This window comes from Cellulophaga sp. HaHaR_3_176 (assembly GCF_019021925.1).
Classification (GTDB): Bacteria; Bacteroidota; Bacteroidia; order Flavobacteriales; family Flavobacteriaceae; genus Cellulophaga.
The window spans coordinates 797,118-823,101 of sequence record NZ_CP058990.1; the positions used below are offsets into that span (position 1 = coordinate 797,118).

General features: G+C 30.9%; 27 protein-coding genes, 1 other RNA gene and 1 pseudogene. 17 read left to right on the forward strand and 12 right to left on the reverse strand.

The annotated features are described in order from the left end of the window. The first annotated feature begins 7 nt into the window (after positions 1 to 7). The 7 genes from H0I23_RS03405 to H0I23_RS03435 all read left to right on the forward strand — a co-directional run bounded on the left by H0I23_RS03405 (position 8) and on the right by H0I23_RS03435 (position 5,955). Complete coding sequence (locus H0I23_RS03405; protein ID WP_216785066.1) at positions 8 to 340, forward strand: ribonuclease Z; 333 nt, start codon at positions 8 to 10, stop codon at positions 338 to 340. Next, positions 337 to 804 (forward strand): DUF3291 domain-containing protein, encoded by a 468-nt coding sequence (locus H0I23_RS03410; protein ID WP_216785067.1) that lies wholly within the window; start codon positions 337 to 339, stop codon positions 802 to 804. Before H0I23_RS03405 ends, H0I23_RS03410 begins: the two co-directional genes overlap by 4 nt. Positions 805 to 814: 10 nt before the next feature. Further along, complete coding sequence (locus tag H0I23_RS03415; RefSeq protein WP_216785068.1) at positions 815 to 1,720, forward strand: ribonuclease Z; 906 nt, start codon at positions 815 to 817, stop codon at positions 1,718 to 1,720. Between the two features lie 97 nt (positions 1,721 to 1,817). Next, entirely contained in the window at positions 1,818 to 2,462 is a 645-nt protein-coding gene (gene pdxH, locus H0I23_RS03420) for a pyridoxamine 5'-phosphate oxidase (protein WP_216785069.1), read from the forward strand. Positions 2,463 to 2,493: 31 nt separating this feature from the next. Further along, complete coding sequence (locus tag H0I23_RS03425; protein WP_216785070.1) at positions 2,494 to 2,979, forward strand: histidine phosphatase family protein; 486 nt, start codon at positions 2,494 to 2,496, stop codon at positions 2,977 to 2,979. After that, complete coding sequence (gene ppk1 / locus H0I23_RS03430) at positions 2,979 to 5,051, forward strand: polyphosphate kinase 1 (protein WP_216785071.1); 2,073 nt, start codon at positions 2,979 to 2,981, stop codon at positions 5,049 to 5,051. The genes H0I23_RS03425 and ppk1 overlap by 1 nt, the downstream gene beginning before the upstream one ends. 10 nt (positions 5,052 to 5,061) lie before the next feature. Continuing rightward, on the forward strand, positions 5,062 to 5,955 hold the full coding sequence (locus H0I23_RS03435; RefSeq protein WP_216785072.1) for a Ppx/GppA phosphatase family protein: 894 nt from the start codon (positions 5,062 to 5,064) through the stop codon (positions 5,953 to 5,955). A 1-nt stretch (position 5,956) separates the two neighbouring features. Here H0I23_RS03435 and H0I23_RS03440 read toward each other — a convergent pair whose 3' ends face one another. Together H0I23_RS03440 and H0I23_RS03445 are read right to left on the reverse strand one after the other, a co-directional pair. Continuing rightward, entirely contained in the window at positions 5,957 to 6,538 is a 582-nt protein-coding gene (locus H0I23_RS03440; RefSeq protein ID WP_216785073.1) for a tRNA-(ms[2]io[6]A)-hydroxylase, read from the reverse strand. 43 nt (positions 6,539 to 6,581) lie between these two features. After that, positions 6,582 to 8,407, reverse strand: a pseudogene (locus tag H0I23_RS03445) (DNA polymerase III subunit gamma/tau). Between the two features lie 132 nt (positions 8,408 to 8,539). Between H0I23_RS03445 and rnpB the strand changes: the two are divergent. Continuing rightward, positions 8,540 to 8,854: RNase P RNA component class A (gene rnpB / locus H0I23_RS03450), an RNA gene on the forward strand. Between the two features lie 9 nt (positions 8,855 to 8,863). Here rnpB and H0I23_RS03455 read toward each other — a convergent pair. The 4 genes from H0I23_RS03455 to H0I23_RS03470 all read right to left on the reverse strand — a co-directional run bounded on the left by H0I23_RS03455 (position 8,864) and on the right by H0I23_RS03470 (position 11,539). After that, positions 8,864 to 9,460: a hypothetical protein gene (locus H0I23_RS03455; RefSeq protein ID WP_216785074.1), complete on the reverse strand. Its 597-nt coding sequence runs from the start codon at positions 9,458 to 9,460 to the stop codon at positions 8,864 to 8,866. An 84-nt stretch (positions 9,461 to 9,544) separates the two neighbouring features. Next, positions 9,545 to 10,081 (reverse strand): RsmD family RNA methyltransferase, encoded by a 537-nt coding sequence (locus tag H0I23_RS03460; RefSeq protein WP_216785075.1) that lies wholly within the window; start codon positions 10,079 to 10,081, stop codon positions 9,545 to 9,547. Then, the gene (locus H0I23_RS03465; RefSeq protein WP_254073645.1) at positions 10,081 to 10,869 is read right to left on the reverse strand and encodes a DUF3822 family protein; all 789 of its coding nucleotides are present in this window, start codon (positions 10,867 to 10,869) and stop codon (positions 10,081 to 10,083) included. The genes H0I23_RS03460 and H0I23_RS03465 overlap by 1 nt, the downstream gene beginning before the upstream one ends. A gap of 19 nt (positions 10,870 to 10,888) precedes the next feature. Beyond that, positions 10,889 to 11,539: a hypothetical protein gene (locus H0I23_RS03470; protein ID WP_216785077.1), complete on the reverse strand. Its 651-nt coding sequence runs from the start codon at positions 11,537 to 11,539 to the stop codon at positions 10,889 to 10,891. A gap of 102 nt (positions 11,540 to 11,641) precedes the next feature. Here H0I23_RS03470 and H0I23_RS03475 point away from each other — a divergent pair, with 102 nt between their 5' ends. The 7 genes from H0I23_RS03475 (at position 11,642) to H0I23_RS03505 (ending at position 17,439) form a co-directional block, all read left to right on the forward strand. Further along, complete coding sequence (locus H0I23_RS03475; RefSeq protein WP_216785078.1) at positions 11,642 to 13,081, forward strand: ATP-dependent RecD-like DNA helicase; 1,440 nt, start codon at positions 11,642 to 11,644, stop codon at positions 13,079 to 13,081. 27 nt (positions 13,082 to 13,108) lie between these two features. Further along, positions 13,109 to 13,681: a DUF4126 domain-containing protein gene (locus H0I23_RS03480; protein ID WP_216785079.1), complete on the forward strand. Its 573-nt coding sequence runs from the start codon at positions 13,109 to 13,111 to the stop codon at positions 13,679 to 13,681. 17 nt (positions 13,682 to 13,698) lie between these two features. Continuing rightward, positions 13,699 to 14,427: a 3-deoxy-manno-octulosonate cytidylyltransferase gene (gene kdsB / locus H0I23_RS03485; protein ID WP_254073646.1), complete on the forward strand. Its 729-nt coding sequence runs from the start codon at positions 13,699 to 13,701 to the stop codon at positions 14,425 to 14,427. After that, positions 14,418 to 15,119: an HAD family hydrolase gene (locus H0I23_RS03490; RefSeq protein ID WP_216785080.1), complete on the forward strand. Its 702-nt coding sequence runs from the start codon at positions 14,418 to 14,420 to the stop codon at positions 15,117 to 15,119. Before kdsB ends, H0I23_RS03490 begins: the two co-directional genes overlap by 10 nt. Before the next feature lie 3 nt (positions 15,120 to 15,122). Beyond that, positions 15,123 to 15,743 carry a CatA-like O-acetyltransferase gene (locus H0I23_RS03495; RefSeq protein WP_216785081.1) on the forward strand — a complete coding sequence of 207 codons (621 nt, stop codon included), beginning with the start codon at positions 15,123 to 15,125 and terminating at the stop codon, positions 15,741 to 15,743. A 68-nt stretch (positions 15,744 to 15,811) separates the two neighbouring features. Then, complete coding sequence (locus H0I23_RS03500) at positions 15,812 to 16,324, forward strand: 1-acyl-sn-glycerol-3-phosphate acyltransferase (protein ID WP_254073647.1); 513 nt, start codon at positions 15,812 to 15,814, stop codon at positions 16,322 to 16,324. A 92-nt stretch (positions 16,325 to 16,416) separates the two neighbouring features. After that, positions 16,417 to 17,439 carry a hypothetical protein gene (locus tag H0I23_RS03505; RefSeq protein WP_216785083.1) on the forward strand — a complete coding sequence of 341 codons (1,023 nt, stop codon included), beginning with the start codon at positions 16,417 to 16,419 and terminating at the stop codon, positions 17,437 to 17,439. 63 nt (positions 17,440 to 17,502) lie between these two features. On the opposite strand, the gene H0I23_RS03510 is transcribed toward H0I23_RS03505, so the two are convergent. The 5 genes from H0I23_RS03510 to gcvT form a co-directional block, all read right to left on the reverse strand. Beyond that, positions 17,503 to 18,213: a YebC/PmpR family DNA-binding transcriptional regulator gene (locus tag H0I23_RS03510; RefSeq protein WP_216785084.1), complete on the reverse strand. Its 711-nt coding sequence runs from the start codon at positions 18,211 to 18,213 to the stop codon at positions 17,503 to 17,505. 77 nt (positions 18,214 to 18,290) lie between these two features. After that, positions 18,291 to 18,578 (reverse strand): 4a-hydroxytetrahydrobiopterin dehydratase, encoded by a 288-nt coding sequence (locus H0I23_RS03515; RefSeq protein ID WP_216786016.1) that lies wholly within the window; start codon positions 18,576 to 18,578, stop codon positions 18,291 to 18,293. 58 nt (positions 18,579 to 18,636) lie between these two features. Beyond that, the gene (locus tag H0I23_RS03520; protein WP_216785085.1) at positions 18,637 to 19,458 is read right to left on the reverse strand and encodes a sugar nucleotide-binding protein; all 822 of its coding nucleotides are present in this window, start codon (positions 19,456 to 19,458) and stop codon (positions 18,637 to 18,639) included. A gap of 3 nt (positions 19,459 to 19,461) precedes the next feature. Continuing rightward, a complete protein-coding gene (locus tag H0I23_RS03525; RefSeq protein WP_216785086.1) occupies positions 19,462 to 20,376 on the reverse strand; it encodes a glutaminase in 915 nt (304 codons plus the stop codon). After that, positions 20,376 to 21,461, reverse strand: coding sequence for a glycine cleavage system aminomethyltransferase GcvT (gene gcvT / locus H0I23_RS03530; protein ID WP_216785087.1), 1,086 nt, complete (start codon positions 21,459 to 21,461; stop codon positions 20,376 to 20,378). Before gcvT ends, H0I23_RS03525 begins: the two co-directional genes overlap by 1 nt. 243 nt (positions 21,462 to 21,704) lie before the next feature. Here gcvT and H0I23_RS16835 point away from each other — a divergent pair, with 243 nt between their 5' ends. Then, a complete protein-coding gene (locus H0I23_RS16835; protein ID WP_216785088.1) occupies positions 21,705 to 23,453 on the forward strand; it encodes a polysaccharide lyase family 7 protein in 1,749 nt (582 codons plus the stop codon). A gap of 248 nt (positions 23,454 to 23,701) precedes the next feature. Then, entirely contained in the window at positions 23,702 to 24,604 is a 903-nt protein-coding gene (locus tag H0I23_RS03540; protein WP_305853843.1) for a polysaccharide lyase family 7 protein, read from the forward strand. Positions 24,605 to 24,677: 73 nt separating this feature from the next. On the opposite strand, the gene thrC is transcribed toward H0I23_RS03540, so the two are convergent. Next, complete coding sequence (thrC, locus tag H0I23_RS03545; RefSeq protein ID WP_216785090.1) at positions 24,678 to 25,973, reverse strand: threonine synthase; 1,296 nt, start codon at positions 25,971 to 25,973, stop codon at positions 24,678 to 24,680. Positions 25,974 to 25,984 lie beyond the last annotated feature (11 nt).

Sequence of the window (25,984 nt, forward strand, 5' to 3'; positions counted from 1 at the left end):
AATACTTATGATTTTTGATTCAGACGGAACAACAACTATTGTTTTACAAGAAAAAGCAACGTTAAAAACTTTTATAGAAAATTTGGTTAATGGGTATGATAAAATTAAAAACGATCATATTATCTTAAATCTTTTTTCTTTCTCTAAATTATCAGAGAGCGATATTTTAGAGTTTTTAGAAATATCAAGCAAACATCGAGCCGCTAAAAAATCATTTGTTTTAGTTACAGCTGCCATTTCTTTTGAAGATGTTCCTGAGCAAATTTGTGTTGTGCCAACCATTCAAGAAGCTAAGGATATTATTGAAATGGAAGAAATAGAAAGAGATTTGGGTTTATGAGTTATTTAGCTCAAATAAATATAGCTAAAATGGTTGATGCAATTGATAGCCCTGTAATGGCTGATTTTGTAAATAATTTAGATAGAATTAATCAACTAGCAGAAAATAGCGATGGGTTTATTTGGCGATTAATTGAGGCTGATAATAATGCAACTGAATTGAATGTTTTTGATGATAATTTTATTATTGTAAACATGTCGGTTTGGGAAACCATGGACGCACTTTTTAAATTTACGTACTCATCAAACCACGTTGAGATTTTTAAAAGAAAAAAAGAGTGGTTTCATAAAATGAAAGAAATGCACATGGCATTTTGGTATGTACAAGAAAGTGTGATGCCGAGTTCTGAGGAGGCAAAAGAAAGATTAAATTACCTTCGGAAATATGGAGAGTCTCCTTATGCTTTTACCTTTAAAAGTAAATTTACAGCAGTAGATGCTGAAAATTATACATTGAATATCTAGATACGTTTAAATGAAATTAACCATATTAGGTTGTTATGCTGCTACGCCGCGAACGCTTACAAACCCGACATCGCAAGTTTTAGAAATTAAAAATCATATGTTTTTAATTGATTGTGGGGAAGGTACACAAGTGCAGTTGCGTAAACATAAGATTCGTTTTTCTAGAATAAATCATATTTTTATTTCACACTTACATGGAGATCATTTTTTTGGATTACCTGGTTTAGTTTCTACTTTTAGGTTGTTAGGTAGAGATGCTGAAATGCATATTTATGGGCCTAAAGGAATAGAAGAAGCGATTAATTTACTTTTAAAATTAGGAAACTCATATACTAATTATAAGCTTGTTTTTCATGAGCTTACTTCGAAATCATCAGAGTTGGTTTTTGAAGATAAATCAGTAACTGTAGAAACAATTCCATTAAAACATAGGGTGTATACAAACGGATTTCTTTTTAAAGAAAAACTAGCGACACGAACATTAAATGTAGCCGTAGCAAATGAGTATGGTATTGATAAATGTTATTTTCAAAATATAAAAAATGGAAAGGATATTGTTTTAGATGATGGCCGGACAATTTTAAATGAAGAGTTAACATTTGATCCGCCAAAGCCTAAAAGTTATGCTTTTTGTAGTGATACGGCGTATAAGCCAGATATTATACCTTTAATATCAGGTGTTGATGTGTTGTATCATGAAAGTACTTTTTTAGAAACTCAGGCTGAATTAGCACCTAAAACAAAACATTCTACAGCAAAAGAAGCTGCTTTAATCGCTAAACAGGCTGGTGTTGGTCAATTAATTTTAGGCCATTATTCAACACGTTATAAATCTATAGATTTATTTAAAGAAGAGGCAGAAACTGTTTTTGAGAATGTTTTATTAGCAGATGATGGTAAAACATTTACAATCTGATAAATTTTTAATATTTATTGTATAATTAATATTAAGAATATAGTTGTTTTCTTATCTTTTCCTGAACTTTGTTTATACTGTTTTATAATAAATGAAAATGCAAAAAGATTTAGGTAATTATAGAAAAAGTTATACCAAAAGCGAACTTTTAGAAACTAGTATTTCTGATAACCCAATGGAGCTTTTTCAAAAATGGTTTCATGAGACGGAAGCATCGGATGGCATTGATGAGCCTAACGCTATGACAGTTTCAACTATTGGGGTAGATGGTTACCCAAAGAGTAGAGTGGTATTATTAAAAAAATTCACCTTTGAAGGTTTTATTTTTTACACGAATTATAATAGTGATAAAGGAAAGGCTATTGAAGCAAATCCTAATGTTTGTATTTCTTTTTTTTGGCCTAATATGGAACGTCAAATAATTATAAAAGGAAAGGCTGAAAAAATTACAGAGAATTTATCAGACGGTTATTTTGAGTCTAGACCAGAAGGCAGCAAATTAGGAGCTATTGTGTCAGACCAAAGTAGTGTTATAGCTTCAAGAGAGGTTTTAGAAGAAAAGCTTAAGAATTTAGAAGAAGAATATCAAAATAAAGAAATAGAAAGACCAAAACATTGGGGAGGTTATATTATTAAACCAGTTTCGATGGAGTTTTGGCAAGGCAGACCAAACCGTCTGCATGATAGAATTAGATATATTCTTGAGGGTATAGATTGGCGAAAAAATAGATTGGCTCCATAAAATAGTAAGAATATCAAACACAAACTGAGAATTGAAAACATTAATATTAATGAGGCATGGAAAATCCTCTTGGGATTATTCTGTTTCTGATAAGGATAGGCCCTTAAAAGAGCGAGGTATCGCTGATGCTCAATTGGTAGCGTCAGAACTAAAATTATTGGATCTTAAAATTGATGCTTCTTTTTCTAGTCCTGCTAATAGAGCCTTGCATACGGCAATGATTACGCTTAGAACTTTAGATTTTCCTTTTTCTAAGTTTCAAGTAACGAACGATTTATATGATTTTTCAGGAGAATCTGTGGTGGATTTTGTGCATAATATTAATAATGATATAGATACAGTACTTATTTTTGGACATAACCACGCTTTTACAGAAATTGCAACTTCTTGGGGTAATTACTATATAGGCAATGTGCCAACTTCTGGTTTAGTGCAAATAAATTTTGAAATTGATCAATGGAGTGCTGCTTCAAGAGGTAGAATTGAGAAAACTATTTTCCCAAAACAATTAAAATAATGATAAAGAGTAAAAATCAATATATAAATAGAGAAATAAGCTGGCTACACTTTAATAAACGTGTATTACAGGAGAGTGCTGATAAAAAAGTACCATTGATAGAAAGGCTCCGTTTTTTAGGTATTTTTTCTAATAATTTAGATGAGTTCTTTAAAGTGCGTTATGCAACTGTAAAAAGAATTGTTGAAGCAGGAAAAACTGGAAAGAGTGTATTGGGTGGTGAAATTGCTAAAGATCTGTTAGAAGAAATAACAACGATTGTTATAAAGCAGCAGACTGAAAGTTTAAAAATACTGGGGCAAATTGAAGAAGAGCTTGAGTCTAAAGATATTTATATAATTAATGAGACAGAAATTACAGAAGGTCAATCTAGTTTTATAAAAAGCTATTTTGCTAATGAAGTAAGCCCTGTTTTAATGACCATTATTTTAAATGATTTAAGGGAGTTTCCTGTTTTAAAAGATACGGCAGCTTATTTAGCAATTAAAATGGTTCTGAAAAATAATACAGATACGAATAAAAAAGAAAATAAATATGCTCTAATTGAGATTCCAAAGGGGATTGATCGTTTTGTAGAGTTACCAAAGGAGGGCGATAAAAGTTATATCATTATTCTTGATGATTTAATCAGGTATAGCCTAAGAAGTATATTTAATATGTTTGAGTATGAGTCTATTTCTGCTCATATGATAAAAATAACTCGTGATGCTGAATTAGATATTGATAACGATTTGAGTAAGAGTTTTATTGAAAAAATATCGAGTAGTGTAGAGCATAGAAAAATTAGCGATCCTGTTCGTTTTGTCTATGATAAAAGTATTGCAAAAGATACATTAAGTTTCTTGAAAGAGAAAATGAATATTGAAGATACCGATAGTGTTATACCAGGTGGTAGATATCACAATCGAAGAGATTATATGAGCTTTCCGAGTTTGGGAAGACAAGATTTATTGTACGATAAAATTAAACCGTTACCAGTAAAAGGCTTAACCTTAGATGGTAGTTTGTTTGAGAGTATTGCAGAAAAAGACTTCTTGCAATACACACCATATCATACCTTTTCATACATCATTAAATTTTTAAGAGAAGCAGCTTTAGATCCGAAAGTAAAAAATATAAAAATTACAGTTTATCGTTTAGCAAATAATTCTCAAGTAGCAGCATCATTAATAAATGCTGTTAAAAATGGAAAACAAGTAACAGTACAAATAGAGTTACAGGCACGTTTTGATGAGCAAGCAAACATTGAATATGCCGAACAATTACAAGCAGAAGGTGTTAAATTAATTTTTGGTGTACCAGGATTAAAAGTTCACAGTAAAATTTGCTTAATAGAAAGAGAAGAAGAACTAGGTATTAAAAGATATGGTTTTGTAAGTACAGGTAATTTTAACGAATCTACGGCGCGTATTTATACAGATTATACCTTATTTACTGCTAATGATAGTATTTTAAAAGAATTAAACAAAGTGTTTGACTTTTTTGAAACAACATATAAGATTCATAAATACAAACATCTAATTGTTTCACCTCATTATACAAAAAGTGCTTTTCAAAAATTAATTGATATTGAAATAGAAAATGCGAAAGCAGGTAAAGAGGCTTATATAAAAATTAAGATGAATAGCTTTACATCTTATAAAATGGTCGATAAATTATATGAAGCTAGTAATGCAGGTGTTAAAATAAAACTGATTATACGAGGTATCTGTTGTTTGATACCAGGTGTTCCAGGTATGAGTGAAAATATTGAAGCAATAAGTGTTGTGGATAAGTTTTTAGAACATCCAAGAGAATTTATTTTTTCGAATGCAGGAAATCCTAAAGTTTATATTTCTTCAGCAGATTGGATGACACGTAATTTAGATTATAGAGTAGAAGTAGGGTGCCCGATATACGATGAAGATATCAAAAAGCAATTGATGGAAACTTTTGAAATATCTTGGAGTGATAATTTAAAATCAAGAGTGTTTTCTATAAAACAAGATAATGCTTATAAGAAAATAAAAGGTCCAGAAGTTCGATCGCAGTTCGCACTTTACGATTATTATAAAGAGAGGTTGGAATCTTAAAAATTACATTTTGAAAATTAAAAAACTTGCAGCAATAGATATTGGTTCAAACGCTATAAGGCTGTTAACACACAACATAATTGAAGAGAAGAACAAACCGACGCTATTTAAAAAAAGCTCATTAGTTCGTGTTCCAATACGTTTAGGAGAAGATTCTTTTACCGTTGGGGAAATATCTGAGCACAATGCAGATAGAATTGTGAATGCAATGAAAGCGTTTAAGCTTTTAATGGATGTTGCTGGGGTAGAAAACTATATGGCTTGCGCTACATCGGCAATGCGAGAAGCTAATAATGGTTTAGAGATTATTCAGAGAGTTAAAGACGAAGCACATATTCAAATAGAACTGATAGACGGAAAAAGAGAAGCTGCAATTATAGCATCAACTGATTTAAAACAATTGATGCAAAAAGATAAATCTTATTTATATATAGATGTTGGTGGTGGTAGTACTGAGTTTACAGTTTTTACAGAAGGTAAAATAAAAGTTTCTAAATCTTTTAAATTAGGTACAGTTCGTTTGCTTAATAATATGGTAGGTGAAAGTACGTGGTTAAAATTAGAAACTTGGATTAAAGAAAATGTAAAAAGTGTACACGATATATCTATAATAGGTTCTGGTGGTAATATAAATAAACTTCACAAAATTTCAGGAAGAAAAGAAGGAGAAGCTTTGTCATCAATATGGTTAAAGGCACAATATAGTTTTTTAGAAAGCTTAACTTATGAAGAGCGTATATCTGAATTAGGGTTAAATCCTGATAGGGCAGATGTTATTATACCTGCAACAAGAATTTTTCTTTATGCCGCAAAATGGAGTGGAGCAAAAAAGATTCATGTTCCAAAAATAGGATTGTCAGATGGTATTATAAAAACATTGTATTATGCGGATAAACAGAAATAGTTTATCCGTGAATACTCTGGTTTTTACTTAGATCTTTCATGATTTCAGCCTCAAAAACCAATAAGTCTTCCCATTTTTGATTTACATCATTACGGTCACCATACTGTCTGGCGAATTTTAAAAACATACTATAATGGCCAGCTTCACTTACCATAAGTTTATGGTAAAATTCGGCAAGTTCTTTATCTTCTAATTCTTCTGATAAAAGCCTGAATCGTTCACAGCTTCTAGCTTCAATTAAACCAGCATAAAGAAGCCGATGAACTAGTTGTGTTGTTCTACTGCCTCCTTTCGGAAAAAACTTTAAAAGCGCATTTACATATTCATCTTTTCGATCTCTTCCTAAAGTTTGTCCTCTTTCAAGTATGCGATCGTGAACCATTTTAAAATGCCCCATTTCTTCTCTAACAAGTGCTATCATTTCTTGCACTAGTTCGGTGTATTCTGGGAATGATACAATTAATGAAATAGCAGTTGCTGCTGCTTTCTGCTCACAATAAGCGTGATCAGTAAGAATTTCATCAATATTTTTTTCTACAATATTAACCCATCTGGGGTCTGTTGGTAACTTTAATCCTAACATTTGAATACTAATTTTTTAGTTTTCTCTTCTGGTGTATTTTGTATTATAAATCTAAATCAAATTCTTGCCTTAAAAAGTCAATAACGGGATTTTTTTCTCTTAGCTTTTCGTATTTTTCTTCGGGAGTAAAAGCAAATTTTGTAGATGTAGTTTCGTTTACAGTTATTTTTAAAGATATAAAATGATTATCTAACTTCAACCTTAAGTATTCCATTAAATCAAATTGCTCTCTTTCAATTTCTTTTTTCATGGTACCATTGGGTAGTTCTATCCAAATAGTATTAGCGTCCCTTAGCTTAGGTTTGTCAGAATGTAAATTAGAAGCTAATATTTTGCGACCTTCTTTGTCTATAATTTCAACAAAATCGGCCCAATGCTTTTGCATATCCTCTTCTGTAAAAGGAGATCTAGGTAGCGTTCTTTCGTCAATAGTATCATCTTTTCTATTAAGGTGATGTTCTTTCTTAGCTTTTAAACTTGATAGAGATAAACCTGAAACCCTTTTTGTTTTTATTTCAATTCGAGAGGTTTCTTTTTTTGAAATCGGTTCAGTAGCTTTTTCATTAACAACATGTTTATTGCTGTTGTTTTCAGTGTTTAAATCGTAATCTACTGATTTGTTTATTACTTCTGGCGCAATATTATTGTTATGGTCTAGCGTTTCTTCAATAGCGCTAGGTATCTCTGCAGCGCTTAATAGTGTATTATCTTTTTTAGGAGCAATTGGTTTTCCATTTAAAAATGCATCACTTTTAAAATAAGAAGCAGGAATGATATAATCTATTGACTCAGATTTTTTTTTTCTCCATCAAAATCGATAGAGGATAATTTCATTAAGGCAAGTTCGACCAATAGCCTTTGATTTCGGCTTGTTTTATATTTTAAATCACAATCATTAGCAATATCAATACCCTTCATAAGAAAAGAGCTAGATGCTTTTTTAGATTGCTCAAAATATAGTTTTTTTGCCTCATCCCCGACTTCTAGTAGATTAATAGTTGCTTGATGGTGGCATACCATTAAATCTCTGAAATGAGAAGCTAAACCGCTTATAAAGTGGTGTCCATCAAAACCTTTAGATAAAGTTTCATTGAAAAGCATAAGTAATGAAGGTATATTATGCTCTAGAATTAAATCAGTAGCGGCAAAATACGTATCATAATCTAAAACGTTTAAGTTTTCAGTAACAGCTTTTCTAGTTAAATTTTTACCAGAAAAACTTACGACTCTATCAAAAATGGATAAAGCGTCACGCATTGCTCCATCTGCTTTTTGTGCGATAATATGTAGCGCATCATCATCTGCCTCAATCTCTTGATTTTCTGCAATATATTTTAAATATTCAGCAGCATCTTTAACGGTAATACGTTTGAAATCAAAAATTTGACAACGTGATAATATGGTTGGTATAATTTTATGTTTTTCGGTAGTTGCTAAAATAAAAATAGCATGCTTAGGTGGTTCTTCTAATGTTTTTAAGAAAGCATTAAAAGCGGCTGTTGAGAGCATGTGCACCTCATCAATAATATAAACTTTGTACTTGCCTACTTGTGGTGGTATTCTAACTTGATCTGTTAAGTTTCTTATGTCATCAACAGAGTTGTTAGAAGCAGCATCTAATTCAAAAATATTAAATGCATAATCTTCATTCTCATTAGGCGTTTCGGCAGCATTTTCATTAATTTTTTTTGCCAAAATACGAGCACACGTCGTTTTACCAACGCCTCTAGGTCCACAAAATAATAATGCTTGTGCTAAATGGTTGTTCTCAATAGCATTTAATAACGTATTTGTTATTGCCTGCTGACCAACAACATCTTTAAACGTTTGAGGTCTGTATTTACGTGCTGATACTACAAAAGGTTCCAATGCTTTTTGCTTTTTTAAAGATATATGTGATTATATCTAATGCCTTATTACAAATATAAAAATAGCAAGTTATAATAAAGCTAAATTAAGGAATATAAGATGTTTATTTATCAACAATTAAATTACCTTTGTCACGCAGGTCACCTTATCGCGGTTTGTTTAGGCAGAACGAGGAAAGTCCGGACACCATAGTGCAGTATAGCGGGTAACGCCCGTCACCTTAAACTTGTTTAAGGTAGGACAAGTGCAGCAGAAAGAATGTACAGGTTAAGCTGTAGTGAAACCAGGTAAACTCTATACGGTGAAACGTCATGTAAACCAGCGTTAAGAGCGGCACGCTCGTGTTGGAGGGTAGGCGGTTAGAGCTTTTAGGTAACTAAAAGCCGAGATAAATGATAAGGATGGTTTTCGAACCTTACAGAATCCGGCTTATGACCTGCATTTTTTATAAGTTTATTATCCTCTTCTTCTTTCTAAAAGAATCATCATCATTAAACCTAAAACAATTCGTTGCTCATCATCAACATCAATATCTGTTAATTTTGATACTTCGAATTTTCTACCAAAAAAAGAAGCTTCTTTTTTTAATCGAGCTATTTTTTCATCTTTTAAATTAGTAACTATATAAGAAGGGTTAAATAAGTAACCTGTAAACATGCTCAAAACAGGAATTTGGCCCAGCATACTATCTAATACTTTTACCCATGCATTTTCTTCACGAATATGGTATTGTAATTTTTGGTGTTGATCTATGAGCTCATAATGAGCTTTCCATATAGATGTCCAGCCTTTACGAGCAATTTTACCTAATTCTACACCTTCAGTATCTGTGAAACTATAAGCGGCAGAAAAATCGATCCATTTATCAGCTTTAATTTTAAAATTTACTTTTGCTTTACTTTCGTTTTCAAAGATTGAAATATCTTCCTTTAACTTAAAAAGTTTCTGCTTTACATACGCAACAGTTTTACCTGTAGAATCTTTAGCTGTAAAGTCATTAGCTAATGTAGATATTTGAAAAACGAATTTAATTGGAAAACTTAAATTATTCATTTTGTGGTTTTGGTTGAAGTTATTAAACGGTAAAGATTATTATGTGGTATAAAATACATCAAAAAAATATTTGAATAGTGTTTTTTAGGCTTCAAAAAAGCTAAATACACTTCCTCCGTATTTTTTTTCTTTAGAGAAATTAGGTAGTGATGATAAATCAGTATGTTTAGAGTGTTCTACAATTAACACACCTTCTTCTAATAGTAATTCTCTAGAAAAAACAAATTCAGGTATTTTACTGAAATCTTCAAAAGGTAAATCGTAAGGTGGGTCAGCAAAAATTATATCTGATTTTATGCTAACTTTTTCTAAATAAGAAAAAACATCACTTTTTAATGCCGTAATGTCAAGTTCTAATTCTTTTGAAGTATCGATAATAAACTTTACACAGCCTTGATGTGCATCAACACAAGTGATGGATTTGCAACCTCTTGATCCAAATTCATATGCAATGTTACCTGTACCTGAAAAAAGGTCTAAAATTTTAAGATCTTCAAAATAATAGTCGTTATTTAAAATATTAAATAACGCTTCTTTAGCCATATCTGTAGTTGGTCTTACAGGTAGTTTTTTTGGAGCGGTAATTCTTCTTCCTCTATTTTTTCCTGAAATAATTCTCATTATAAGGCGCTTAGTGTAGTGAAATCGATCGACGCATCTGCGCTATCGATATGGTGTTTTAAATTTGAAGGAATATAGACAGCCACATTTCTAATATAAGTATGGCATATGCTAAAAAGTTCATCACCTTCTTCTATGGCTCCGAATAATTTTACTTTAACTGTTTCTGGATTTAACGTTAATTGTTCAATTACAAAAAGAATGTAGTAGATAAAATCTTCTTTCGAGTAAAAATCAAAACTATTAAAGAGTACTAGTTTTTTATTTTTAATAATAACGATGTCAATTTGATTGCTAAGAACATTTACATAGCAAATAGGTTCTTTTTCGTTATTAGTGGTATTTAATAGACTTTGAATAAGTACTGTTCCGTTGTGCTTATATTCAAACTCTCCAAAAAGTTCAAAAATATAATTGTTTATATTAACGAAGGGTACATAAACATTTACCATGTCGTATGCCGAAATATCGTCATAAACCACATGGTCATTTGCTAATATTTTAGCATTGAATTTTAAATAATTGACTAACTCTTTTTCGTCGAATAAAGCTTTCGGTACAATACTAAATAAAGAATTTCTGTGAATTACAGTAACGTCTGAGAATTTATTTTTATTGATATCATGTTTTTCAAAAAGCTCTTTTAGCTTTTTAAGAATTTGATAAGGATTTAATTCTTCAGGGAAATATATAGTTTCTTGCTTTAGAATCTTATTTCCTATAGAATCTAAAACACAAAAAGAAAGTCCATTCAAACTAATCTGAATGGACAATTTCTTATAACTCATATCGGAGTTATTTATATTTTTAATTTCTTGCTTTTTTGTCATATATCGGTGGCCAGTTACCATTGGTACTTACCTCTTCCATTGAACCAACTCTAATGTCTGGACCATTAACTTCTTCTACATTTACTTGAGTCTTTTCTCTAGCAATTAAATCTTTTGGTTGATCGTAAAGAACAACATCTTTAGGAACTTTAGCTTCAAAAACAGAGGCTTTAAATCCACTTTTATCAATAGTACCAGCAGTCATAGTAAACTTTTCTCCGCTTGCTGCAGTTGGTACATTCATCATTGTTTTATAACGATTGTCTTTTTTGAATAAAGAATCTTTAACAGAAACTAATCCTAAGGTATCTATTATCTTTTTTTCAGTTAACATATCGATACCAAAATCTTTATTAAACTCTAAGTAAGATGTATCTCTTTGTTGTGTTAATGTGAAATTTCCGTTTTCAACAAAATTTATAAGAGTTTTAAAGTCTTTAGCATATCTTTTGTTAGATGCCTTATAAGCTTCTTGAGAATTCCTAATGTCTTTCAAGCTGTTAATTACTTTTTGGAAACGTTCTTCCTTAACATTTGCAAACTCAAGAGGAGCGTTTACTGATTGATAAATCAAATACCCAAACCCAAGACATGCAATCCAAAGTACAATTTGTAAAACGATTTTCATTTTTTTTTATGTTATTTAATTATGAGATTATGACAAATCTACAATTTTTTTTTAATCACAAAAGTATTTGTGCTTAAAAATCATCATTATCTTTGAGCTTATATGAAACCTATTAGTTCTGCATCATTTTTTATTACATTAAAAGAAAAATTCCCACATGACCCTACTATTAAGCAGAGTCAAGCATTAGAACAGCTTGCAGAATTTATTTTATCAAAAGATAAAGATCAAATTTTTTTATTAAATGGTTTTGCTGGAACAGGAAAAACAACCATTATTGGTACAATTGTAGCCAATTTATGGCATACAACTATGAAAACTGTTTTGATGGCGCCAACAGGTAGGGCTGCCAAAGTAATGTCTAACTATTCAAAAACTCAATCATTCACAATACATAGAAAAATATATTTTCCTAAGAAGCAGAGTGGAGGAGGTATACAATTTGTTTTATCACCTAATAAGCATAGAAATACAATTTTTATTGTTGATGAAGCTTCTATGATACCTGATACTCCTGCAGATTCTAAGTTATTTGAAAATGGATCTTTATTAGATGATTTAATACAGTATGTGTATTCTGGTCATGGTTGTAAATTAATTTTAATTGGTGACACAGCACAGTTGCCACCTGTACATTTAGATTTGAGTCCGGCTTTAGATGCTAATAAATTGTCTTTAAATTATAACAAAGAGGTTACTAATTTAGAGTTGAACGAAGTAGTAAGGCAAGCAGAAGATTCAGGTATTTTATACAATGCAACAAATTTAAGAGAGCAATTGCAGAGCGAGTTTTATGATGATTTTAAATTTGATGTAAATCCTTTTAAAGATATTGTTAGGCTAATAGAAGGCAATGAGATTTTAGAAGCGATTGAAGATTCTTACAGTGTAAACGGGAAAGAAGAAACAGCATTTATTGTTAGATCAAATAAAAGAGCTAATTTATATAATGAGAATATTAGAAAACGAATTCTTTATCTAGAGCACGAAATTGCAGTAGGTGATTATATGATGGTAGTTAAGAATAATTATTTTTGGCTTAAACCTAGTTCAGAGTCTGGTTTTATTGCAAATGGTGATATTATTGAAGTTTTAGAAATTTATTCAATTAAAGAAATTTATAGTTTCAAATTTGCTGAAGTAAGAGTTAAAATGGTCGATTACCCTAATCAAGAACCTTTTGAAACGGTTTTACTTTTAGATACTATTTCGGCAGAAGCACCTTCATTACCTTATGAGGATAGTAATAGATTGTATCAAGAGGTTATGAAAGATTATGAAGATGAAACATCAAAATATAAAAAGTTTTTGGCTGTAAAAAACAATAAATTTTTTAACGCTTTACAAGTAAAATTCTCTTATGCTATTACATGTCATAAATCACAAGGTGGGCAATGGGATACTGTTTTCGTAGAACAACCTTATATGCCAAACGGTTTAGATAAAGAAAATATGAGGTGGTTGTATACTGCTATTACTAGAGCAAAAAGTAAGCTTTATTTAATAGGATTTAAAAACGATTTTTTTGTTGATTCAGAATAGGTTATTTTAGTTTTTTAAATCATACTAATGACAACAGAAACCATATTAAGTATTTTTTTAGGAATCGGACTTTCAGCATCAGTAGGCTTTCGTGTTTTTTTACCTTTATTCGCACTTAGTTTAGCATCTTACTTTAATTTGTGGGAGTTGAACGGCAGTTGGCAATGGATTGGAAGTTTAGCTGCAGTAGTAGCTTTAGGAGTAGCCACTTTAGTAGAAATCTTTGCTTATTTTATACCTTGGGTAGATAATGTTTTAGATAGTTTTGCCGTACCATTGGCAGCAATTGCTGGTACAGCAGTAATGGTATCTACAGTTGCAAATTTAGACCCAGTTGTAACTTGGTCATTAGCAATTATAGCAGGAGGGGGTACAGCAACTGCAATTAAAGGAGCTTCGGCTACAAGTAGGTTAGCATCAACAGCAACAACAGGTGGGTTGGCAAACCCGATAGTATCTACAGTAGAAACTGGTACAGCGATAGTTGTTACAACGGCATCAATATTTGCTCCAATGATAGCAATTGTTTTAGTTATCATTATTTTATCTATTATTTTCTGGATTTACAGAAAATTGAGACCTAGAAAAAACAAAATTTAACTCCATATTTATATTTAATGAAAAGAATTGCCATGATACCCGCACGTTATGCGGCATCTCGTTTTCCAGCTAAATTGATGCAAGATTTAGGTGGTCAGCCAGTTATTATAAGAACTTACCAGGCTACAGTGCAAACTCAATTGTTTGATGATGTTTATGTAGTAACAGATAGCGACATTATTTTTGATGTAGTTGTAGCTGCTGGTGGTAAAGCAATTATGAGTAAAAAAGAACATGAATGTGGTAGTGATCGTATTGCAGAGGCTATAGAAGATATGGATGTTGATATTATTGTAAATGTTCAAGGTGATGAACCTTTTATAGATAAAGAAAGTCTAGCGAATGTTTTAAGTGTTTTTGATAACGACCCTAAAGAAGAAATAGACCTAGCATCTTTAATGTTTAAAATTACTGACATAGAGGAAATTAGCAACCCTAATGCTGTAAAGGTAATTGTAGATACAAACAATGTAGCGCTATATTTTTCTAGGTCACCAATCCCATATCCAAGAGATAAAGATGTGGATACTATTTATTATAGACATAAAGGTATTTATGCTTTTAGAAAACGTGCATTATTAGATTTTCAAAGGTTACCAATGTTGCAATTAGAGGCAACAGAAAAAATTGAAGCAATCCGGTATTTAGAATACGGAAAGAAATTAAAAATGGTAGAAACAGATGTTTCAGGAATAGGAATAGATACACCTGAAGACTTAGAAAAAGCAAAAAAAGTATGGAAATAGATTCTCAAAAAATAAAAGTAATTGGTTTTGATGCTGATGATACACTTTGGATAAATGAAACTTATTTTAGAGATGCTGAAGAAGAATTTGCAACATTATTAGAGGGGTATGAGACTAAAAATAAGATAGATCAAGAACTTTTTAAAATGGAAATAAAAAACTTAAGCCTTTATGGGTATGGTGTTAAAGGTTTCGTTTTATCGATGGTAGAATGCGCATTAGATTTATCAAATAATGAAATTTCTTCAGAAAAAATTACTGCTATTTTAAACATTGGTAAAGAAATGATATCTAGACCTGTAGAGCTTTTAGACGATGTAGAAATGGTGTTAAAAGAATTGTCAAAAAAGTACAGACTTATTGTTTTAACAAAAGGAGATTTATTAGATCAGGAACGAAAAATTGAACAATCTAATTTGGCTGAATATTTCCATCATGTTGAAGTTTTAAGTGATAAAAAAGAAAGTAATTATAAAAATTTATTAGAACATTTAGAAATTGATGTGAATGAATTTTTAATGATAGGAAACTCTCTGAAATCAGACGTTTTACCACTGGTTAATATAGGGGCTAAAGCAATACATATTCCTTTTCATACTACATGGGAACATGAAATGGTTGATGATAATGATGCAAAAGGAAAAGAATATAAAACGATTAATGGTTTAAAAGACCTTTTAAATTTTTTATAGAAAATGGATTTTTTAGATATCGACTCTTGGAATAGGAAAGAACATTTTCACTTTTTTAATACTTTTATAGATCCTTACTTTTCCGTAGCATCAAAAGTTGATGTTACAAAAACAAAGAAATTTTCAAAAGAAAATAAAGTTTCTTTTTTTGCTGTTTACCTACATGCTTGTGTAAAAGCGATAAATACTGTTGAGAATTTTAGATACAGAATAATTGAAGATAAAGTGGCTGTTTATGAAACAATTCATGCCTCAGCAACAATTATTAGACCAGATCATACCTTTGGTTTTTCTTTTATAAAGTATACAGACGATATTTTTGAGTTTGTAAAAAATGTAGAAAAGGAGAAAGATAGGATTATGAAATCTAATAGTCTTTTTCCTTCTGAAAATTCAATAGACTGTATTTACTGTTCTGCAATGCCATGGACGAATTTTACAGGTCATAAAGAGCCTTTAAGTGGTGTAAAAGAATCTGTACCTAAATTAGCATTTAGCAAAACTGTTGATACAAACGGAGTATTGGAAATGACAGTGGCAATAAGTGTAAATCATGCATTAATGGACGGTTATCATGTTTCTCTTTTTATTGAAGAGTTTCAAAAAAACTTGTATTCATATTAAATAAAATTTACAAATAAACTAAATTACAGATGCTCAACTCAATAGCTAAATTTATTTATTTTAAAATCATGGGTTGGAAATTAATAGGAGATTTTCCGAAAGTTGATAAATGTGTACTTGTCGTTATACCACACACGAGCTATGCTGATTTTTTTTTAGGAATTTTAATTAGAAGAGTTTGGGAAGAGGAAATAAATTTTATTGCAAAAGATAGCTTATTTAAAGGTCCTTTAGGTTGGTATTTGCGTTGGGTTGGTGGGGCACCAATTGTAAGAAACAAGAATAGTGATACTGTAGCTGCTATAACCAATATATTTAATACAAAGAAAAAATTTAGATTAGCATTATCTCCAGAAGGAACACGGAAAAAAGTAACAAAATTGAAAACAGGTTTTTATTATATAGCAAAATCAGCAAATGTACCTGTAGTTATGGTTACGTTTGATTTTGGTCATAAGCAAATAAAAATCTCAGATCCTAAATTTACAACTGATAATAAAGAAGCTGATTTTGAGATGTATAAGTCATTTTTTAAAGGAGCAATTGGTAAATCTCCAAAAAACAGTTACAACTTCAATTAGCTGAAATAAAAATTTATTTATTTTTTTCATTTTTTTTAAAACCCTCTTATTGTTTTTTCCGTAGGTAAGAAAAACAATAAAATAATTTAAAAATGAAAAGTACAATATTAAAATTCAGTTTCGCTTTAGCTTTTGGTTCATTAAGTCTAGTATCTTGTGATAATGACGATGATGATAACGGTGTGCAAATTATTGAAAGCACACAGCTTTATGCTTCTAATAATAGTGATGGTAATGTAACCATTTATGATATGGTTAGTGGTGATGTTAAAACACTTACAACAGCATCAACAGCTGCAGAAGGTATTTATTATGATGCAGACTCTGATGAAATTATTCAGGCATCGAGATCATCAAATCAATTAAATGTTTACGGAGGTATTTCAACTTATTTAGCTAGTGCAGTAGTTACTGCTTCTATTTCTAGTTCTTCTGATGTTCAGAGTCCTAGAGATATTGCTGTTAAAGATGATTTTGTTGTAGTATCTGATAATACTGATGTAGATGGAAATGTTGATACACCAGATGGTCGTCTTTTTGTTTATACAAAAAGTAATGGTTCTTTAACGTTAAGAAACATAATTACTACAGATTTCGCACTATGGGGTATTGAATTTGTTGGTGATGATTTATTTGCAGTTGTAGATAAAACCAATGAGTTAGCAGTTTTTACAAGCTTTACAACAACAAATACTACAGATGCTACAGTTAGTGCATCAAAAAGAATTGCGATAGAAGGTATTGTTAGAACACATGGTTTAGCTTACGATAATGGAACGATGATTTTAACTGATATTGGTGATGCAGCTTCTGATAGTGATGGTGGATTTCATATTATTTCAGATTTTGATTCAAAATTTAATTCAGTAAATAACGGTGAGGTTATGGCAGTTGCTAATAATCAAGTAAGAGTTTCTGGAAGTAATACAGCTTTGGGGAATCCTATATCGGCTGAATATGATGCAGATTCTGAAACAGTATTTATTGCTGAAGCAGCAAATGGTGGCGGTAGAGTATTAGGATTTTCAAATGCTGATGCAGGTGGTAATATTACACCATCTATAAATAATACTTTGTCAGCAGCATCATCATTATACTTCTACACAAATAAATAATATTTTTTTTGTTGATAGTTAGTTTTTAAAAAGCCTGTTGTATTAATTTACAACAGGCTTTTTTTATTCTTGCATAGAATGGTAAACATTCTGAACGTCATCATCTTCTTCTAATTTTTCTAGAAGTTTTTCAACGTCAGTAGCTTGCTCTTCATTAATTTCTTTAGTTACTTGCGGTATACGTTCAAAACCAGAAGATAAAATTTCTAATTCTCTCGATTCTAATTCTTTCTGAATAGCTCCAAAACTTTCAAAAGGTGCATATATTAAAATACCGTCTTCATCAGCAAAAACTTCTTCAGCACCAAAATCTATCATTTCTAGTTCTAACTCTTCAGGGTCAATACCTTCAGCAGGTATTCTAAAGTTACACGTATGGTCGAACATAAATTCAACAGAGCCAGAAGTACCTAAGCTGCCATTACATTTGTTAAAATAACTACGCACGTTAGCTACTGTTCTAGTGTTGTTATCGGTTGCAGTTTCAACTAAAATTGCAATTCCGTGAGGGGCGTATCCTTCAAAAAGTACTTCTTTAAAATCGCCTAAACTTTTATCACTAGCTCTTTTAATAGCACGTTCTACATTATCCTTAGGCATGTTAATAGCCTTGGCATTTTGGATAACGGCTCTTAACCTCGAGTTTGAATCTGGATCAGGACCACCATCTTTTACAGCCATTACAATATCTTTTCCAATACGCGTAAACGCTTTAGACATTGCGGACCATCTTTTCATTTTACGTGCCTTTCTAAATTCAAAAGCTCTTCCCATTTCTAAATATTATTATAAAATTAGTGTTACAAATTTAATATATTTTAATACTTGAACAAGCGCGAAATAAAGTTCGTTTATTCAGTATCTATAATTTCTTCAATAGCTTTAGCTAGTTTAAAATCTTTTTCCGTAACTCCTTCTGCATCATGCGTGTTTAATCTGATTTGCAAAGAGTTATAAGTATTAGACCAATCTGGGTGATGCCCTTGCGCTTCACATTCAAAAGCAATACGTGTCATTACTGAAAAAGCTTCTTTAAAATTTTTAAACTCAAAAGATGTTTCAATGGCTCCATCTACAAATTCCCAACCATCAAATTGTTCTAATCTTTTTTCTATTTCAACTATGTTTAACTTTTCCATTTCAATTTTCATACAATATTTTTTTACTAAAAAGACAAGATAGGCAATTAAATAAATTTTAACCTATTACGTGGTCTTCAATAATTTCTTCGTAGGTGGTTTGGTAGTTTTTAGGAAGCTTATTTTCTTTAGGCAATACCGCTAAATAACGCTCTTCATTAGTAGTGTAAACTCTTTTAAACAGAGGCGTAAAAGTGCCCACTCTTTTTAAAACCTCCTCTACAAACTCATCATGATGTACTAAATCACTACTACCTAAATGGTATATTCCACTTTTGTTTTTACTGATTAAATAATGAATTTGCTGTGTTAATTTGCTGTCATGGGTAACATTCATTACTAAATTAGGAAATATTTCTACAGGTTCGTTATTAGAAATGCCTACTTTCATTGCCTTTACTCGAGGTGATCCATTACCAAAAACCATAGGAACTCTTAAAATAGCCATTTTATCTTTTGGAATTCTAAGTAACATGTTCTCTATTTTTATTTTAAGCCTACCATAAATACTATTAGATAATGTTTTATCATATTCATAAGATGGATATTTGCTATATGCATCAAATACATTTGCAGAAGATATAAAGTATATTTTACATTTTCTTTTTAAAACATATTCTACAATATGTTGGTGTGCTATAATTTGAGCGGGAAAACTACCTCGCAAAGCAGATACCACAAAATCAGGTTCCACTTTTTCAAGAATATCATAAATATCATCTTCTTCTAAATTGTACTTAAAAAATTGCTTGTTTTTTTCAAAAGACCGCCTAGCAGCATTGTAGGTGCCATAAGTGTTAAAGTAGTTACATAACTCTTTATAAATAGCATTACCTATAAAACCACTGGCTCCAAGTATTAGAATTTTTTTTTTGTCCAAATATTAAAAAATTGATTGCCCAGTTGCTGTAGTTAATTTTTCTAAAGCTTCCATGCCAAGTTTTGAGTTTCCTTTTTTGTTAAGCCCGGGAGACCATGTTGCAACACATAATGTATTTGGTAAAAGAGCAACAATGCCACCACCAACACCACTTTTGCCAGGTAAGCCTACTTCAAAAGCAAATTCACCTGCTTCATCATAAAAACCACAAGTTAGCATAAGGGCGTTTAAACGTTTAACTTGGCCTGTATTTAAATATGTTTTATTCTGTAAACATTTGCCTCTGTTCATAAAAATGTAAAATACACTTGTAAGTTGTTTACAATTCATTTGTAATGAACACTGATGAAAATAAAAATCAAGAACATCTTCGACGTTATTTTTTAAATTTCCATAAGCCTTTAAAAGATTGGCAGCGGCATAGTTATTAAAACCTGTTTCTTTTTCAGAAGCTGCTACTTTTAAATCAAAATTTATAGAGTCATCACCAGAAATTTTTCTAACATATGCCAAAAAATCTTCTTTTGGGTTTTTAAGATTAGAAATTAAAATATCAGCAACAACAATAGCTCCTGCATTTATTAATGGATTTCTAGGGATACCGTTTTCTAACTCTAAAAGAGATAAATGATTGAATGGATCACCAGATGGCTCTACGTCAACACGTTGCCAAATAGTATCGCCTATTAAGCCTAAAGCCAAACTTAAACTTAAAACTTTAGAGATACTTTGTATTGAAAATAACTCAAGAGAATCACCAACGGTATACTCATTTTTTTGAGCATCAATTAAATGTATTCCAAATTTTTTATCACTAATTTTAGAAAGCTCAGGTATGTATTTAGCAACAGAACCTTTATCCTTAGTCTCCTTAGCTTCATTATTTATTTGATTTAAAATTTCTTGATATGCGATCATTATTTTTTATAAAATGGAAGCTTTACTACAGTAGCAGGTATTGCTTTTTTTCTAATTTGTATGTAGATTTTACTGCCTAGTGTCGAAAAATCTTTAGGAACATAACCTAAGCCAATTCCTTTACCCATTGATGGTGACATGGTACCAGAAGTTACAATACCAATTACATTTCCATCAGCATTTACAATTTCATAATCGTGCCTTGGAATACCTCGTTCATCTAATTCGAAAGCTATGAGCTTTCTTTTAATACCTTCTTCTTTTTGTTTTGCTAAGTTTTCACTGTTTACAAAATCTTTACTAAATTTAGTAACCCAACCTAAGCCAGCTTCAAGTGGGGAAGTAGTATCGTTAATATCGTTTCCGTATAAACAGTAGCCCATTTCTAATCTCAATGTGTCTCTTGCAGCTAAACCTATAGGTTTAATTCCAAAAGCATCACCTGCTTCAAAAATTTTATTCCATACTTGTTCAACTTCATCATTTTTACAATAAATTTCGAAACCCCCAGAACCTGTATATCCTGTAGCTGAGATAATAACGTTATCGATACCTGCAAAATCAGCAACTTCAAAAGTATAAAAGCTAATTGCAGCTAAATCTACTGAAGTTAATGATTGCATAGCTTCAACAGCTTTTGGTCCCTGAATGGCCAATAAAGAATAGCCCTCAGAAATATTTTTCATATCAGCTTTAAATTCTTCATTGTATTTAGATATATGTGCCCAATCTTTATCAATATTAGAAGCATTAACAACTAATAAAAATTGCTCTTCTTTTATTTGATATATGATTAAATCATCAACAATACCACCGGTTTCATTTGGCAAACAACTATATTGAGCTTTACCTATAGATAATTTAGAAGCATCGTTAGAGCTTACTTTTTGTATTAAGCTTAAAGCATTAGGTCCGCTAATTAAAAACTCTCCCATATGCGATACATCAAAAACACCAACACTGTTTCTAACAGTCTCGTGTTCTAAATTAACGCCTTCATAAGAAACAGGCATATTGTAACCAGCAAAAGGAACCAATTTAGCACCTAATTTTTCATGTATTTCCGTTAAAGCGGTATTTTTCATTCTAATAGTATTTAATGATTCAAAATTATTGAAAATAAGTTAGAATATTTCTATTCGTGTGATCTAATATTTTTTCATAATAAGAACTTTATTTTATTGTTTGTTTTGTGAATTTCTCAAAAAAATAAGTTGAAAGTGGTTATTTCATCGATTAAATGCTAAAATATTAGGAATTTGAATTAATCGAAGTTATAATTGGTAATCCAATTTGGATAACCAATTTTAACACTAATTTTTTGTATTATGAAAAACACACACACAAACACCATTAATTCTAAAGCTTTTTTAAAGCTTTTAACAGTACCAATTTTAGCGCTAGTTTGCAATTGTGCTCCAAATGATCTTTCGCAAGAAGATGATTTACTGCAAGCAACTAAGGTTACAATCTCTGCTACTAATGCACAAACCATTCAGGCAGAGAATTATGATAATATGAATGGAATAAAAACAGAAAGCACTTCTGATAGTGGAGGTGGTAGTAATGTAGGATGGATTGGAACAGGAGATTATTTAGAGTACAACCTTACGGTGCCAGCTTCTGGAAGCTATAAGTTCGAATTTAGAGTAGCTTCAAAAACGAATGCATCTAAATTTGATTTTTATCAAGGTAATACAAAATTATCTAATGTAAACAAACCAGCAACAGGCGGATATCAAAGTTGGATAACTACCTCAAAAACAGTAAATTTAACAGCAGGTACTAGCGTTTTAAAAATATTAGCTACAGGTGGTGGTTGGAATATTAACTGGATTAAAATTACACCTGTTGATGTAAACGATAATGGATCAACAGATAGTGAAAACTTGGCTTTAGGTAAAACAGCAGAGCAATCTTCAAATTATTCTTCTTCATTAGGTCTTGCAGGTTTGGCTATTGATGGTAATACCTCTGGAGCTTGGAGTCAAAAAAGTGTAACGCACACGCAAAGCTCATCTTCACCTTGGTGGCAAGTTCGTTTAGGAGCAAATTACACTATAGGCGATATAGTTATTTGGGATAGAACAGATAGTTGTTGTACTGAAAGATTAAAAAACTTTGACGTTTTTGTTTATAATGAAGCGGGTACTCAAGTTTATAAAACTACAGTAACAAATTCTCCAAACCCATCTATGACTATAAGTACAGGTGGTGTAACAGGTTCAAGAGTACGTATTAAATTAAAAAATACTAATGCTTTATCACTTGCCGAAGTTCAGGTTTTTAGTGGAGATAGCAATGGAGGTGGTGGTACCACAAATCCACCGACAGGTACTGCTTCAAAACCATCTGATTTAATGGATAACTGTAATCAATGGAAAATTACATACCCAGATGGTGAAGAAGATAAAACACTTTGTGGAGAATCAAGCAACGAGTATTTCTTTGTAAATAGTGCTAAAAATGGAATAGTATTTAAAGCGCCAATCCGAAGTAATAATGGTACAACTCCGAATTCAGATTATGTAAGGTCAGAATTAAGAGAAAGAACTGAAGACGGTGGATCTGATATTTATTGGACAACAGACGGAACTCATGTTGTATATGTAAAACAAGCTATTACTCATTTACCTATAAACAAAAGTCATTTAGTAGCGACTCAAATTCATGGAGATAAGTCTGCCGGAATTGATGATGCTATGGTATTAAGATTAGAAGATTCTAAATTATTTTTAAGTTTTAATGGTAATAAATTAAGAAGTGATGTTACTATAAAATCTAACTATAGTTTAGGTACTGTACATGAGGTTATTTTTGAAGTGAAAAATGGTAAGCATTATTGTTATTATAGTGAGAGTGGAGATTTAAAAAGTAAGTACTTAAGTGGTAACGCATCTTCTTATTTAGTAAAAGATGGAAGCAATAGTGTACTTATGGATATAGATTATGACCAATCATATTTTAAAATAGGGAACTACACGCAAAGTAATGCAGAAGAAGAAGGTAGTGCTACAGGAAATTCTAATAATTATGGAGAAGTTGTTGTTTATGACTTTTTCGTTGATCATAATTAAGACAAGTATTAAATTGAGTTAATTAGTCAGAGAAAGGGTGTTTATAGAAATATAAACATCCTTTTTTATTTAAAAAATCAATTTATTAACATTAAAATGCTCTATATTTTAAGATTTTGTTGATATATGTGATTAATTTTTACGTAATTTGTAATTGGTTAACCAATTTATGAATTGAAATACTTAAAAAATTTTAATATTAAGGCTTTATGATGTTGATTAAGAATAATGTAATTAGATGTTTTTTTATGAGCTTGTTTTTATTTGCTAATTTAAATTGCTCAGACAATGGAGATATGGCAGAAGATGTAATGCAAGAATCAGAAGAGGTTGCAACTCCTGAAGAAGTTGTTGAGCCTGAAGAAGAGATGCAGTCTGAAGATGATACCAATTCTGATGATGTAACTGGATCATTATTAGTACCATCAGATTTGATGGGTAATTGTAATCAGTGGAAAATTACATACCCTGATGGGGAAGAAGATAAAACACTATGTGAAGAACCTAATAATGAATACTTTTTTGTAAATGATGATGAAAGCGGTATTGTTTTTAAAGCTCCAATTCGAAGTAATAATGGTACAACACCTAATTCAAGTTATATAAGATCAGAACTTAGGGAAAGAACAGAAGATGGAGGTAGTGATATGTATTGGACAACAAACGGTAAACATGTCATTTACGTAAAACAGGCAATTACGCATTTACCAATTAATAAAAATCATTTAGTAGCAACACAAATTCATGGAGATAAAGAAGCTGGTATCGATGATGCCATGGTTTTAAGGCTAGAAGGTTCTGATTTGTTTTTAAGTTTTAATGGAAATAAACTTAGGAGTAATGTAGCTATAAGCTCTAATTATTCTTTAGGAACAATACATGAAGTTATTTTTGAAGTGATTGATGATAAGCATTATTGTTATTATAGTGAAGATGGTAATTTGAAAAGTAGTTATGAAGATGGAAATGCATCATCTTATTTAGTAGAAGATAACGGTAACCCTGTTTTAATGGATTTATATTATGATGAGTCTTATTTTAAAATAGGTAACTATACTCAAAGTAACGCAGAAGAAGAAGGTAGTGATACAGGACTTGAAGCTAATTATGGAGAAGTTGTTGTTTATGATTTTTATGTTAATCATGAATAAGTAAAATTAAAATTAAAATTAAAAAGGGTATTCAGAAAACTGGATACCCTTTTTAATTTTGTGCAACATAATCTTATAGATTACTTTGAACTAAAAATTGTTTTAGTTCATCATAGGTTGCAATATGTATAGATTTTTTCTTCTTCTTCATTTGCTTGATAATGGTATCAGGCAATTCAATGTTTTCATTAATAGTATCTTCAACAATATCTAAAAATTTAACAGGGTGAGCTGTTTCTAAGAAAATGCCATAGTTGTTAGGGTTTGTTTCTTGATATTTTTTAAGACCTAAGTAACCAACAGCTCCATGTGGGTCAGCTACATAGTTATAGTCGTTATAAAGCTCAATCATTGCTTTTTTAGTTTCATCATCATTAAATGAATATGACGATAAACTTTCAGATAACTTGGTAAAATCATCATTAAAAATATGACGAATACGAACAAAATTACTTGGGTCTCCAACATCCATAGCATTCGATATTGTTGCTGTAGATGGTTTAGGATCGTAACTTTTTGTTTCCATAAAACGAGGTACAACATCATTTACATTTGTAGAAGCAATAAAATGCTTTACAGGCATACCTAATTTTTGAGCAATCATACCAGCACATATGTTTCCAAAATTACCACTAGGGATAGAGAAAACAATATCATCAACCTTTACTTGTTTGTATGCGAATAAGTAATAGAACAATTGTGGTAACCACCTAGCTACATTAATTGAATTTGCAGAGGTTAATTGCATTTTGTTAGTTATTTCTGAATCTAAAAATGCAGTTTTTACCATAGTTTGGCAATCATCAAACGTACCATCTACCTCTAATGCTGTAATATTTTGACCAAGTGTAGTTAGCTGTTTTTCTTGAATATCACTCACTTTACCACTTGGGTATAAGATAACAACTTTAACACCTTTAACACCTAAAAAACCATTAGCAACAGCGCCACCAGTATCACCAGATGTAGCAACCAAAACGGTAATTTCATCATCACTCTCTTTTGAAAAATAACCTAAACAGCGTGCCATGAATCTAGCACCAACATCTTTAAAAGCTAGGGTAGGGCCATGAAAGAGCTCTAACGTAGCAATAGTATCAGATATATCAATTACAGGAAAATCAAAGTCAAGTACTTCTGCTAAAATTTCTTTTAATTCTTTCTCAGGAATTTCATCACCAACAAATTGATGAATGGCTTGATATGCAATTTCTTCATTTGAAAGATTTTCTATTGTATCAAAGAAGTCTTTAGGTAAAGGAGTAATTGATTCTGGAAAATATAACCCTCTATCTGGAGCTATACCTTTAATTACCGCATTTTTAAAATTGGTAATCGGAGCTTTTTTATTAAGACTATAAAAGTTCATAACGTTATTTT